The sequence below is a fragment of the Ureibacillus endophyticus genome, assembly GCF_003628435.1.
Lineage (GTDB): Bacteria > Bacillota > Bacilli > Bacillales_A > Planococcaceae > Ureibacillus > Ureibacillus endophyticus.
The window spans coordinates 1-14,653 of the sequence record NZ_RBZN01000002.1 but is presented as its reverse complement, the minus strand read 5'-3'; the positions used below and the strand labels follow the sequence as shown (position 1 = coordinate 14,653).

11 protein-coding genes are annotated in these 14,653 nt (G+C 34.9%); 2 read left to right on the top strand and 9 right to left on the bottom strand.

Annotation, left to right across the window (positions count from 1 at the left end; translation table 11 throughout):
* Positions 1-129 precede the first annotated feature (129 nt).
* On the bottom strand, positions 130-1,203 hold the full coding sequence (locus D8M03_RS01290; RefSeq protein WP_121212874.1) for a CAP domain-containing protein: 1,074 nt from the start codon (positions 1,201-1,203) through the stop codon (positions 130-132).
* Positions 1,204-1,351: 148 nt separating this feature from the next.
* Between D8M03_RS01290 and D8M03_RS01285 the strand changes: the two genes are divergently transcribed.
* Positions 1,352-1,744 carry a YugN family protein gene (locus D8M03_RS01285; RefSeq protein WP_121212873.1) on the top strand — a complete coding sequence of 131 codons (393 nt, stop codon included), beginning with the start codon at positions 1,352-1,354 and terminating at the stop codon, positions 1,742-1,744.
* A gap of 427 nt (positions 1,745-2,171) precedes the next feature.
* Here the strand turns inward: D8M03_RS01285 and ctaG are convergent, their stop codons facing one another.
* From ctaG to coxB, 5 genes are all read right to left on the bottom strand, one after another.
* Positions 2,172-3,092, bottom strand: a complete 921-nt coding sequence (gene ctaG, locus D8M03_RS01280; protein ID WP_121212872.1) for a cytochrome c oxidase assembly factor CtaG — start codon at positions 3,090-3,092, stop codon at positions 2,172-2,174.
* Between the two features lie 167 nt (positions 3,093-3,259).
* Positions 3,260-3,601: a cytochrome C oxidase subunit IV family protein gene (locus D8M03_RS01275; protein WP_121212871.1), complete on the bottom strand. Its 342-nt coding sequence runs from the start codon at positions 3,599-3,601 to the stop codon at positions 3,260-3,262.
* A gap of 1 nt (position 3,602) precedes the next feature.
* Positions 3,603-4,226, bottom strand: a complete 624-nt coding sequence (locus D8M03_RS01270; protein WP_121212870.1) for a cytochrome (ubi)quinol oxidase subunit III — start codon at positions 4,224-4,226, stop codon at positions 3,603-3,605.
* Entirely contained in the window at positions 4,226-6,118 is a 1,893-nt protein-coding gene (locus D8M03_RS01265) for a cbb3-type cytochrome c oxidase subunit I (protein ID WP_121212869.1), read from the bottom strand. Before D8M03_RS01265 ends, D8M03_RS01270 begins: the two co-directional genes overlap by 1 nt.
* Positions 6,119-6,154: 36 nt before the next feature.
* Positions 6,155-7,228 (bottom strand): cytochrome c oxidase subunit II, encoded by a 1,074-nt coding sequence (gene coxB, locus D8M03_RS01260; RefSeq protein ID WP_121212868.1) that lies wholly within the window; start codon positions 7,226-7,228, stop codon positions 6,155-6,157.
* 1,216 nt (positions 7,229-8,444) lie between these two features.
* Here coxB and D8M03_RS01255 point away from each other — a divergent pair.
* Positions 8,445-9,380, top strand: coding sequence for a COX15/CtaA family protein (locus tag D8M03_RS01255; protein WP_121212867.1), 936 nt, complete (start codon positions 8,445-8,447; stop codon positions 9,378-9,380).
* 37 nt (positions 9,381-9,417) lie between these two features.
* Here D8M03_RS01255 and pyc read toward each other — a convergent pair whose 3' ends face one another.
* From pyc to D8M03_RS01240, 3 genes are read right to left on the bottom strand one after another with little or no spacing between them, the layout of a single operon-like run.
* Complete coding sequence (gene pyc / locus D8M03_RS01250) at positions 9,418-12,852, bottom strand: pyruvate carboxylase (protein WP_121212866.1); 3,435 nt, start codon at positions 12,850-12,852, stop codon at positions 9,418-9,420.
* 2 nt (positions 12,853-12,854) lie between these two features.
* The gene (locus tag D8M03_RS01245; protein ID WP_121212865.1) at positions 12,855-14,033 is read right to left on the bottom strand and encodes an FtsW/RodA/SpoVE family cell cycle protein; all 1,179 of its coding nucleotides are present in this window, start codon (positions 14,031-14,033) and stop codon (positions 12,855-12,857) included.
* A 58-nt stretch (positions 14,034-14,091) separates the two neighbouring features.
* Positions 14,092-14,373, bottom strand: a complete 282-nt coding sequence (locus D8M03_RS01240) for an Fpa/YlaN family protein (RefSeq protein WP_121212864.1) — start codon at positions 14,371-14,373, stop codon at positions 14,092-14,094.
* Positions 14,374-14,653 lie beyond the last annotated feature (280 nt).

The following is a 14,653-nucleotide window of genomic DNA, read 5'->3' as shown; positions in this document are numbered from 1 at the left end:
TAGGGAAAAATAAATAGTTTTTATACAAATGTTTGATCCTATTGCTTAAGAACTCTTTTTTCAACATTTGGAGGAAAATGCAAAAATAAAAACACCTTGGACAAGTCCAAAGTGTTATCAATGAATCTTCTATTCAATTATTTCCTCATCAGGTTTTTGCAAAAAAATTTGCGTATAATAATTTATAAATACACCCGAACCTACATGAGTAAATCGATCATCTAACATATACTCACGATGGTTACTTGAATTTAACCATCCATGTGCCGCTTCAATCGAATCAAAATAAGCCGTTGCAATATTTTCTTCCGTCTCTTTATATATAATATTCGCTTCATCTAAGCGATCCTTCAACGAACCTTTTGTTGGCGAGTCATGGGATAAATAATTTTGAGTATACATATCTTCACTATGTTGCATTGCTAATTCTGAAACTTGTACATCCTGTTCAATTGGCGATATATTATTTTGAACTCGAAAAACGTTTAACAAATCAAACAACTGTTTTGCACCTGACAAATTACTTTCTTCTATTAAAAATGAAGTTGGATTGGGTGGTGAGAGAAGTTCTCCGACAAAAGACATTTCATAAGGACGATGCATGACTAATGTTTTACTATCTGTAAACCGAATTCCACTTAAAACTCCTCTTTCACTATCAATATATAATTGAGCAAATATATTATCAAATTTTGTTAGTATTCGCGTATTCATATCTTCCTCGCTTAAAGTAAACGTATAAATACTATCTTCAATATTTGCTACAACTTCAGAATTTACTATTGTCATTCTATAAATATCAGCTAAAGTTTGTCCTATTTTATATGGCGATACATCGACATCCTCCCCACTGGTATAAACCTGTGTAATTAAATTATTATTCACACCAAACATGACAAACTGTTCTGGAATACTATTATATATCCACCAATCATAACCATATGGCGATGAATCATATCTGCTAGGTTCCCCATACTTTTCTACTAGTATATTACTTTTTTTTCCTATTAAAGTAGATAGCCCTACATCAGGTCTTGGCAAAGCATCTTGAAGAACTTTTAAGTCGTCACTTTTCGTTTTTGGAATAATTTGCGAAGAGGAATTTGGTCCCTCTAACGGTTCATAATCACTGGAATTTGATGAATAATGGAAAATAATTGCTAGAAATGAAAGGACAATTAATATTCGAAACAGAGTTTTCATGTCATTTCTATCCTTTCGTTTTTATGGTAATTATATCTTATTATATATTTGTTGACACAATGTTGCCATTGCAACTAAGGTTATTTTGCTCTATTATAAACATTGAGCCTATACTTTAAGTACGATTTTTCTAAAGGAGGATATATAAATGTATTTCGATAACAAAACTCTTGAAAATATAACTGCTCCACAAGAAGTTCTTGTAAGCGTTATGGAAAAAAACGGTTTAGAATGCCACGGTGCATGGGACTACGATCGCATGACTTTCGATAAACGTTTCGATTTAAAAGAAGGTCGCTATTATTTACGCGTATTCTGCAGCGCTATCTCTGGTGATGTTGGTAATAAAAGTGCAGTTTTAACAATTGGTAAACCTGCTATTGGTAAATACTATTATCCACACGGAGTAGAATACGAGGATGAAGTATTCCCTAAACATTTAGTTAAAGAATGTGAACAAATTTTAGCAAGCGCTAAAAAACAATTCGCAGATTTAGGATTTACAGCAGAAGAAGCTTCAAAGAAAACAGTAAAAGCATAATAGGCTTATTGAATACTAGATTGATAGAGTATTACATAGATATACTCATTGAATGTAGATAAACGTTATTTTTAACTTTATCTACATTCTTTTTTATTATTTAATACCTTTTCTCCTACAATATCTAGTTTACAAAAAAATGGAGCTGCGCTGCTTTTAAAATGTTTCTGCAGTCACCATCTTTGTCACAGAAGATGTGCTTCTGCGATATTTTCCATCATCCTCGTCACAGAAAATGTCTCCTGTGGTGGTTTTCACCATCCTCGTTACAGAAGTTGTGCTCCTGCGGTGGTTATCGCCATCCTCGTCGCAGAAAATGTGCTCCTGCGGTGGTTTTCACCATCCTTGTCGCAGAAAATGTGCTCCTGCGGTGGTTTTCACCATCCTCGTCGCAATATTAAAGGAGCGTCTCATTCGAGACGCTCCTTTAATATTGCTGACTTTGTTTTCTTGCTTGGAATTCTTTTAATGCATTCTCTGTAATTGTATCTTCGTTTGACTTTTCTTCTCTCCACCAACGAATAAATACTTTATATAATACTACAGCAAAAATTATTTCCTGGATAATTTTCATTAGTACGCCACCCATTTGTTGGTCACGGATTGGGCTCAAACTGTTAAAAATTTCTGGACCAGATAATGTTAACCCGGATAACGTTGAGATTGGTACACAAAGTTCCATTGCTTTTAACCATGTTTCCCCGTCTGTATAAGTTGCATACATTGGGTCAGGATTAAAAATAATTAACGCACAAGCTGGCGTAATTACGATAGCATTTGCAATAATATAACCGATTTTATATAGCCCTTTCATCTGTGGTTGCCCTTTAACATCATGAATTAACGGCCAGTTCATAAAGAAAGCTGAAAGGAATAAAACAAATGTAAATAATCCATGTAATGTTTCATCTAGTTTAATCGTATCAAATACAAGTGGTATATGATAAATAGAGAACATTAAAGCAAATACAAAAATCGCAACTACTGGTTTTGCAAAAATTTTAAATACATTTCGAACAACCGGTGCTTCAACTACAACCTTCCAAACCCACCAAGGAATCCCTTTAATAAGTAGCATAGGGATTAATAGCAGTAGAAAAGCCATTTGTACCATATGGTATGTGAACATAATATGAGACATTAAATCGATTGGCGATCCTTTAATAACGTAGATTAATATCATTGCGAGTACAAAATAAATTGCCTCACTTCGCTTTAAAGGTTCACTAACTTTAAAATCTTTTCTCCAAACTACAGTAACTAAAAAATAAACGACAGTTAAAAAAATGATTACCCCAATTAAATAAGGGCTCCATAGTGCTTGAAAACCAAATATACTTAACGGCATCGTCTAGCGCTCCTTTATTTCATTAGTCTCATTATAGAACGCTTACATATTAACATCAATGGACGATCTATGACAATTAAAACAAATTTTCATGATATAACATTGCTCGTTCTGTTTCATAAAAAAACACGCTTCTGAAAACAATCAGAAGCGTGCTCGAGCAATTCTTACCACCAAATTATAGTAACAAATGCTAAGAATACTGGGAAAATAATCATTGCACCTGACCATACGTAAGTAGAAATTACTCCGATATGGTGACCATTTTTGTCATCCATGTGCATGAAAGAATAAAGTTGTAGTACAACTTGAATACCAGCTAGTAACAGAATAAATGGTTTAATTAAATATGGAGAAAAATCTGCTACTACTACTGCAAATGCTAGAAATGTTAAGAAAATCATGATAGCAAAATTAACAACTTGCTTTTTCATATGTACCGCATTGTGATGACGGTCATATTCATATTGAGCTTGTGACTTTGCTTGTACCTCATTATGATGTCCCATATTATCCTAACACCCCCATTAAGTATACTACAGTGAAGATGAATACCCAAACTACGTCGATAAAGTGCCAATAAATTGACGCTGCGTAGAATTTTGGAGCATTGTATAAGCTTAATCCACGTTTAGCATTACGGAAGATTAAACATGTAATCCATACTAAACCAATGATAACGTGCAATCCGTGCGTACCAACTAAAGTAAAGAACGCAGATGAGAATGCAGATTGAGTATAACCAAAACCAATGTGTACATAGTGTCTGAACTCATAAATTTCAAGACCAAGGAAGCCAAGACCTAATAATACAGTAATTGCCATCCATGTAATTACGCCTTTAGCATTATAGTTCTTCATATGATACATTGCATAAACAGAAGTTAATGATGATGTTAAAAGTAACATCGTCATAACAAATGCTAGTGGTAATTCAAATAATGATTGAGTTGAGAATTCCATACCAGCTGGACCTTGGTTACGTAAAGAAAGGTAAGTTGCAAATACGCTGGCAAATAAAACAATATCGCTACAGATGAAAATCCAAATACCAACGAATTTATTTTTCCCTTCAGCTGTTGCTTGCTCAGCATGATTTGGCCAAGTTTGTGGGGTGAATTTAGTTTCTTCCATTATTTATTACCCCCTTTTCCATAAAGATGCTCTTCAGTAGCAATTACCTCTTCAACATGTACATGGAAACCATGATCGTCTTTTACAGAACGTGTAATCATAGCTAATACTGTAATACCTAAACCAATAACAATTACAGGTACTGACCAAGAAACACCGTCTGGATGATAAAGTGCACCGAATGCTGCAATGAATAAACCAATTGACATAATTAAAGGTAAGATTGAGTTGTTTGGCATATGAATGTCACCAAGTGGCTCAGCATATGTCATCATTTCTTTGTTACCTTCTTGTTTTTCTAACCAGCAAGGGTCAAATCCACGTACAAGTGGAGTTTGTTTAAAGTTATAGAATGGTACTGGTAATTGGATAGACCATTCTAGAGAACGTCCATCGCCCCAGTAATCTCTTCTGTTAACTGGTGGAGTTTTAACAGATAGTAATACGTTAATTACTAATAAAACAACACCGATAGCCATCATAATCGCACCGATAGATGAGATATAGTTAAATAAATCCCAACCTTGGTCTGCTTGGAAAGTGAATACGCGACGTGGCATACCCATTAAACCTAAGAAATGTTGTAAGAAGAATGTTAAATGGAATCCAATAAAGAATACCCAGAAAGTAACAAATCCTAACTTCTCATTTAAAGTACGGTTGAACATGATTGGCCAATAGTAATGCATTGACGCAAAGATAGCTGTTACGATACCACCAACGATTACGTAGTGGAAGTGAGCTACGATAAAGTAAGAATCGTGTAATTGATAGTCAAGTGGTGCAGTTGCCATCATTACCCCAGTTACCCCACCAGCTACGAATGATGGAATGAAACCAAGAGCGTAAATCATTGGCACTGTAACTTTAATAGATCCACCCCAAATAGTTAGGATCCAGTTAAATACTTTCATACCAGTTGGTACAGCAATTGCCATTGTAGCAATCGCGAAAATTGCGTTAGCAGTTGGTCCCATACCTACAGTAAACATGTGGTGAGCCCAAACCATGAAACCTAAAAAACCGATTAAAATTGTAGCGAATACCATTGAAGAGTATCCGAATAAACGTTTACGAGCAAATACCGGGATAATTTCAGAGAATAATCCGAATGCAGGTAATACTAAGATATAAACTTCTGGGTGTCCGAAGATCCAGAATAAGTGTTCCCAAATAATTGTGTTACCACCCATTGTATGGTCGAAGAAGTTTGCTCCGAACATACGGTCAACTAACATGAAGAATAAACCTACAGTTAGTGGAGGGAATGCGAATAAAATTAATGAACTTGAAATTAAAGTAGTCCAAGTAAATAATGGCATACGCATGAACGTCATACCAGGTGCACGCATTGTAATAATCGTTACAATGAAGTTAATACCAGAGATTAATGTACCAGCACCAGAAATTTGTAAACCTAATACATAGAAGTCAATACCATGACCAGGTGAATATAAAGATAATGATGCATAAGAAGTCCAACCTGCATCAGGTGCTCCACCCATAAAGAATGATAAGTGTAAAAATAAAGCACCTAGGAAGAACAACCAAAATCCTAATGAGTTTAGGAATGGGAATGCAACGTCACGTGCACCAATTTGTAATGGTACAATCGCGTTCATAAATCCAAATAGCAATGGCGTCGCTGCTAAGAATAGCATTGTTGTACCATGCATTGTTAATAATTCATTAAAAAGGCCAGCAGAAATAAAATCATTGTTTGGAACCATTAATTGAATACGCATTAAAAGCGCTTCAAAACCAGCGATAGCAAAGAATAAAACCCCTGCGAATAAATACATAACGCCTAGTTTTTTATGGTCAACAGTTGTTAAATAATCCCATAAAACTGCTCCAAAGCCCTTTTTCTTTGAGACTGCGACAGAGCTCACAACTTTAACCTCCTTCAAGTGTTTCTAAAGTTCAAATTATTTTTCGACAGATAAACTCATAATATAGTCTGCAACTGCACTGATCTCTTCAGGAGATAATTCAGAGTACTTACCAGTCATTAAGTTTCCTGGTTTGATTGCTTCAGGATCTGAAATCCAGTTTTCTAAACTTTCTTTGCTATGTTCTAAAACACCAGCTACACGGTTACGATCTCCAAATGTTGTTAAGTTTGGACCCATTGCACCAGTAGTACCTACACCAGAAACAGCGTGACATCCTAAACAACTTTGAGCAAATGTAGCTTCACCTAAATCAGTTGAATCAACAGATGCAGTTTGTCCTTCAGTAGCTTGCATAGCTGCAACCCATTGGTCAAATGCTGCACGATCAACAGTTTTAACTTTGAAGTCCATTAATGCGTGAGAAGGTCCACATAACTCAGCACATTTACCATAGAATACGCCATCTTTTAATCCTTCAGATTCTTTACCAAACTCTAACCAGAATTTGTTAACGTTTTCTACGTTGTTATCCATTTTACCGCCGACTGCTGGAATCCAGAATGAGTGCTTAACATCAGCAGCTTTTAAGTTAAAGTAAACTTTTTCATTTGTAGGAACAACAAGTTCTTGTGCAGTTACAATTCCTTGCTCTGGATATTCAAATTCCCACCAATATAATTTTGCCGTAACATTAACTGTTAAAGCAGTTTTGTTTCCTTCTTCATCAACTTCATCCATTGCTTTTACGTCAGCAAATTTATAAGTAGAAAGGATTGTTGGTACTGCTAAAATTAATAATAAGATGATTGGAATCACTGCCCAAATTACTTCTAGAGTGTGACTTCCTTCTACTTGTTTTGGGATGTGTTTGTCGCCTAATTTTGAACGGCGGAACTTAGTAAAAGCGTATAAATAAAGGAATGAAACTACTACTACAACTAACGTCATAATTGAAATAGAGAAAATAAGTAAATCATACTGGTCTTCTCCGACTTCACCTGCTGGTTTTAGTGTAGATATATAATCTTCACCTGTGCAGGCAGAAAGGAATACTGTTAATACCGCTAATAGCGAAAACAGACGCCATTTTTTTAGCCCTTTCATCATAGCTTAATAAAACCCCTCTTTCTTTGTTGTATTTACATGTGTAACTAGGACTTCTTCGTGTAAGTTCAATGTGTTTTCTCATTTGTAAGAGAATTCCACATCTAACACATTAATAGTACCATCTTTTAATACTGAACTTTGTGTTAAAATTATGAACTTCAATTAGTAACTTTCCTACATTCAATACAGAAAAAAATTTGATCATATACCAGTTCGATATTTAGATAGTTATCATCTCTAGAAGACCTAATCTGTAAATACATCTTATTTAATCAAACTTTTTTATACAAGTAGTAGCATTGGTAATTTTAGTCCACGATATTCTATGTATTATTAAATAGCAAAAGCTTTTTGAATATTGTGGTTGCTATCAAATAACAATACAAAGAAAACTCACTACTAATAAAAATAGTTAAAGATGCAAAAGAATTCCGGCTAATAATTACTAACTTCTTTTTAAACCGTATTGAATATAGAATTTTATTACCTATTGTAAAGTCCTCACATGCTGGCAATTAATGTTGCCGTAAAAAAACAAAATTTCACTTACAATGTTGTAAAAGAGAATTTCCAATGGTACGTAGCTTAACCATTCGTAATATTATCAGCATACTTCATTTGATTATTAATTTTGATCAATATCTTGATCGATGTTACTCATTGCACCAGATTCACCGATAATGAACGCTGCACCGAGCAATGTACTAATTATCAAATCGAGTTATTGTAAAATAAAAATCAAACCGTTTATCAACATTTTAAGTCTGTTGCAAAGGCAGTAAATAATTTCAAATTTACAATCCCAATCTTTATAAGTGCATGAAAGTCTTTCGAAGTATTAAGATAGCTGACAATATTATGCGATTTTATAGCTCGACCATTTATTACTCGTCCCTTTCATTTTTGTAAGCATATTCCGCTAACAATAACTATATCGAAATTTGTCCATGATTTCTAGACATATAAGTAAAATTTCGATGAAGTTTGCTGAAATTGCACACTGTTAGCTAATTATAGAAGAACATATATATAGTAAAGCATTTTCCAAAAAGATTTGTGAAAGTAAAAGTACGAATTTATGAACAATTTGTGAAAAACTAAAGGCACTTGGAACCCTTATCCTGTTTGAAGTTGTCTTTTAACTTTTTATTCGCTATCATAATAAAAGCTAGAACAGATAATACGTTCTATACATAAAAAGTAGGTGGCTAACATTATGCAACAAAAGCAAAGTATACTATTAAAATTAATTGCTTTAGCTACAACCTTAGGGATGTTATTTATACTTTTAGGAGGAGCTCTCGTTACAAAAACCGACAGTGGTATGGGATGTGGTCGTAACTGGCCAGATTGTAATGGTTCTCTGATTCCAAAAGAAATTACAACTGAGGTATTAATTGAATTTTCACATCGTTTTGTAACTGGGTCAGTTTCTATACTAGTTTTAATTTTAGTGATTTGGACATGGCGTACTCTAGGACATATGCGCGAAGTGAAATTTCTAGGCTTTTTAGCAATCTTCTTCTTAATTGCACAAGCATTAATTGGTGCTGCACAAGTATTATGGGGTCAAGGTGACTTTATCCTTGCACTACATTTCGGTATTTCGTTAATCTCCTTTGCATCAGTTTTATTATTATCAATGATTGTATTTGAAGTTGATAGAAAATTTGATGCTGATAAGGTTTTTGTTGGTAATAAGTTAAAATGGCATACTGTTGGTGTAACGCTATATTCTTACATAGTTGTTTATTCAGGTGCTTTAGTAAGACATACGCAATCAAGTTTAGTTTGCCCTGATTGGCCGCTCTGTAACTTTGAAAAAGCATCTGCACTACCAAGCAATATGTACGAATGGGTTCAAATGGGACATCGTTTTGCTGTTCTTTTAATATTTGTATGGATTACATACATTATGATTCATGCAATCAAACATTATAAGAATCAACGTGTCATCTATTGGGGATGGATTATCTCCTTCATTATTATCATTTTACAATCGCTAACAGGTATGTTAAGTATCTTTACTAAACTTAATCTATTTGTTTCTCTATTACACTCATTATTCATTACTTTATTATTTGGTTTATTCTGTTACATGATTATGCTGAATTATCGTAGTGGATTAAATCAAAAAAAACGACTTAAATAATTAAAAGGGAAGTGGTTTTTACCACTTCCCTTTTTTATTACTCTAACTCTATTAATAAATCACCAGTTGAAATAGCATCGCCTGCCGAAGCATAAACTTCTTTAACCACGCCATCTTTTGGAGCTTGTACAGTTGTTTCCATTTTCATTGCTTCCGTAATTAATAAGTAATCTCCACGTTTTACTGGACTACCTTTTGAAACGACCACTTTTAATACAGTACCTGGCATTGTTGCACCTATTTGATTTGGATTACTTGGATCTGCTTTTAAGGCAATGTTTCCGTCAACTTCTACTGTTAAATCTTGAATAACGATTTCACGAGATTGACCATTAAATTCGAAGTAGATGACACGTGTACCGTCATGTTGAGGTTCTCCGATAGACACGAGCTTCACAATTAATGTTTTTCCTTTTTCAATCTCCACTTCGATTTCTTCGCCAAGTTTTAATCCATATAAGAATGTCGGTGTATCTAAAACTGAAATGTCCCCGAAAGATTCAGTAGCTTGCATATATTCTTCAACTACTTTTGGATATAGTGCATAAGCAAGGACATCTTGTTTTGACACTGGTCGTCCAAATTTTTCTTGTAATGTTTGTTCTAGTTCTTCAAAATTCACTGGTTCTAGTAATTCACCAGGGCGAACCGTAATCGCTTCACGATCTTTTAAGATAACTTTTTGTAGCTCTTGTGGAAATCCACCAGGAATTTGACCTAAGTAACCTTGGAATAATTCAACGACTGAATCAGGGAAGTCAATGTTTTGTCCACGTGTGTAAATATTTTCTTCATTTAGGTCATTTTGCACCATGAATAATGCCATGTCCCCTACTACTTTAGAAGATGGAGTTACTTTAACAATATCTCCAAATAACATATTTACCGTAGAGTACATTTTCTTCACTTCATCCCAGCGATCTCCTAAACCAACCGCTTTTGCTTGTTGTTGAAGGTTACTATATTGTCCTCCTGGCATTTCGTGAACATAAATTTCAGAATGTGGACTCTTCATGCCACTTTCAAAGTCACTATAGAATTTACGAACATCTTCCCAGTAGTATGATAGCTGCTCTAGCGCATCAATATCCGCTCTTACTTGTCGTTTATTGCCACTCATTGCGTAATATAATGAGTTTGCACTTGGCTGTGATGTTAAACCTGACATTGATCCTAACGCAGTATCAATAATATCAACACCTGCTTCAATTGCTTTGGCATACGTATATATTCCGTTGCCACTTGTATCATGTGTATGCAAATGAATCGGTAGATTTGTTGCTTCTTTTAATTCTGAAACAAGTCTGTACGCAGCTTCTGGTTTTAAAAGACCTGCCATATCTTTTATCGCTAAAATATGCGCACCACTTGCTTCTAACTCTTTTGCCATATCTTTGTAGTATTGAACAGTATATTTCGCGCGGGAATCATCTAAAATATCACCTGTATAACAGATTGCCGCTTCTGCGATTTTTCCTGTATGGCGAACTTCATCAATGGCAACTTCCATACCTTTAATCCAGTTCAAACTATCGAAAATTCTGAACACATCGATTCCAGATTGTGCAGATTCTTTAATAAACTCACGGATTAAATTATCCGGATAGTTTTTATATCCCACTGCATTGGCACCACGTAATAACATTTGGAACAATACATTTGGCATTTGTTCACGTAGTTTCTCAAGTCTTGCCCAAGGGTCTTCTTTTAAGAATCGGTACGCTACATCAAATGTTGCCCCACCCCATAACTCAAAAGAGAAGAAATCATGTAACATTCTTGCATTGTAATCTGCAATTTGGAACATATCTTGAGAACGAACACGAGTTGCCAGTAATGATTGATGCGCATCACGGAACGTTGTATCTGTTAATAACACATCGTCTTGTGCCTTAATCCATTCAACTAAACCATCTGCTCCACGCGCATCTAAAATTTGTTTTGTACCAGCTGGAATTTCAGTATTTAAATCAAATTTCGGTTTATTTGGTTGAACTAGAATTGGTTTTACTCTCTTTTCAACGCCTGGGAAGCCATTTAATGTGACATTACCAATATAGTTTAATAGTTTTGTTCCTCTGTCTTTACGTACAGGGAAATTAAATAGTTCTGGTGTTGAATCAATGAAGCTTGTATCAAAATCACCTTTAATAAATTTCTCATGTAATACTACGTTTTCTAAAAACGGGATGTTCGTTTTTACACCACGAATACGGAATTCACGTAAGTTTCGATCCATTTTTGCTGCCGCTTCACGGAACGTCATCCCCCATGTTGAAATTTTTACCAGTAATGAATCATAGTGAGGTGTCACAACAGCCCCTTGGAAACCATTTCCTGCATCTAGACGGACACCAAATCCGCCACTAGAACGGTATACCATAAGTTTCCCTGTATCTGGCATAAAGTTATTTGCTGGGTCTTCTGTCGTCACACGGGATTGAATGGCATACCCAAATAAAGGAATCTTACTTTGTTCTGGAATGCCTACTTCTTCGGAGTGAAGTTCGTGACCTTCTGCAATTTTAATTTGTGCATGAACAATATCAATTCCTGTAATCATTTCTGTAATTGTATGTTCTACCTGAATTCTCGGATTTACTTCGATAAAGTAGAATTCATTACCAGATACTAAAAATTCTACTGTTCCAGCATTTACATAACTTACATTTTGCATCAGTTGTACAGCAGCTTGACAAATGCGATTGCGCAAATCTTCTGAAATCGAATTCGATGGTGCGATTTCAACTACCTTTTGATGTCTTCTTTGAATCGAGCAATCACGTTCATAAAGGTGAACGATATTACCTGAAGCATCCCCTAAAATTTGTACTTCAATATGTTTTGGTTTAATAATTGCTTTTTCTACGTAAACTTCATCGGAGCCAAATGCCGCTTTTGCCTCAGATTTAGCACGCTCATAAGCTGAAGCTAACTCTTCTTCAGAATGGACAAGTCTCATGCCACGACCGCCACCACCAAGAGCCGCTTTGATCATTAGAGGATAGCCAACTTTTTCACCAAATTGAGCCACTTCTTCTAAAGATGCAACAGGCCCGTCACTACCAGGAATAACTGGTATATTCGCTGCAATTGCTTGTTCACGGGCTTTTACTTTATCCCCAAACATATCTAAATGTGCTGAATTTGGTCCGATAAAGATAATGCCTTCTTCTTCACAACGTCGAGCAAATTCAACGTTTTCAGATAAGAACCCGTAACCTGGGTGAATTGCATCTACTTTTGCTTGTTTCGCAATCTGAATAATTCCCTCAATATCTAAATAGGCATCGATTGGTTTTTTACCAACACCTACGATATAGGCTTCATCAGCTTTGTAGCGATGGAAAGATGCTTGATCTTCCCTTGAATAAATCGCTACAGTTTGAAGCTTCAATTCATTACATGCGCGGAAAAGACGAATCGCAATTTCACCGCGGTTTGCCACTAAAATCTTACGAATCTTTCTCAACACTAGTCCCCCTTGATTTTCCTCTGCTCTAGTTTTACATACATAGAAATATTGATTAATATTCCCATAGCAATGGATAAAAATAATATAGATGTTCCGCCATAACTAATAAAAGGAAGCGTAACACCGGTTAACGGGATAAGTCCCGATAATCCCCCTATGTTTACAAACGTTTGAATTGCAATCCAACTAGCAATTCCTGAAGCTAGCATTCTAGCAAGAGGATCCTTTGTTTTAAGAGCAATCATTAATCCTCTAAAAACAATAAATCCTAAGCCACCTAAAACAATTATGACACCCAATATACCTAATTCCTCAGCAATGATTGCCATAATAAAGTCATTTTGAGGTTCTGGTAAATAGCCCAACTTTTGGATGGATTGTCCTAAACCTACACCTTCAAGTCCACCTGATCCAATTGCAATATAACCATTAACAATTTGGTAACTTGAACCAGTCTCATATTCGAAAGGATTTAAAAATGCCTTAATCCTACCAATTCGGTTTGGTGTTAAAAAATCATCACCCTTAATCAATATCGCAGCTCCTATGATTGCTGCTCCAAAAAAAACAAGTACTGTTAGAAACTTCATAAATTTTTTAATGTGTATACCACTCGCCGCAATAACTGCAACCGCAATTCCAGAAATAATAATCATTGCTCCCAAATCGGTTTCTGTAGCGACAAATGAGACAATTATTAGCCAAACGATTATTGGATATACAATGTTATTTGGTTCTAGGTTTTCCATTGGATTATTTAAACTTTTACGGTAAAAGGCACCTGCAAAATAGATAATAATGAAAAGTTTAGCAAATTCAGAAGGCTGAAACATTGTGATACCAAACACATTAATCCAACTTCTAGCACCACCTGCTTCGTAACCATCAATCAATAACCAAATGAATAAGAACAAGGTAACAAAGAGTAGAGTTTTCATTAAATTTTTACTACTGAAATGTTTATATGGGAAAAATGCACCCGCAATAAAGAAAATAGAAGCTACTATTAAATTTGTTAATTGTTTTCGGAAGTAATAGTCTGCAGTACCATCTTCATTAAAACTAACGATTATACTCGCACTATAAATCATTACTAATCCAAAAATACATAAAAATACATAAGTGAAAAATAACGGGTAATCAAAATTTCTTACATAATAGGCTAAATATTTTCTCATTTTAAAAACTCCATTTTAGAAAAAAAACTCAAATCGCCATACGCGTTTGAGTTTTTTATTATTTGTTTGTGTATGCTTCATGTAACAAAGAAAGTTCTTTCTCTAACGTATCAAGAATCTCTTTCCCACGTTCACGGTCAAGTAAACCTAATTTTACAGCAAAATCGATTTCCCGTGACAAGCCAAACATTTGAGTATCTAATACTTCTTCATATAAAGGACAAGATGGCATTGTTAAATGATCCATTTGTACTTTTATTAAACGTGCAATTTTATCTGCATCCGATAACAGTAACTCTAAAGCCTTTTCCTGGTAGGAAGCTTGATTTTTCGTATCCATGAGGACGCCCCCATCATTTGAATTTCTTCTATTCTATCTTAGTAAAGTTTATCTTTTAGTGATTAAAATTGCAAGTCTATACATTTGAAAACACCAAACTTGATTATATTTCTTTATTAAATATAACAATAAGCGGTATACTATATTTTGTATATAGATGGTAGTGTCAAAACTTCTATGAAAAATTGAAAAACACAAGGTATTGGGCGATAAGTACTCTCCGAACGAGGGGACAATCGCTCTTGACAAACATTCCGAAAAGGTTGCGCCCATATTTTTG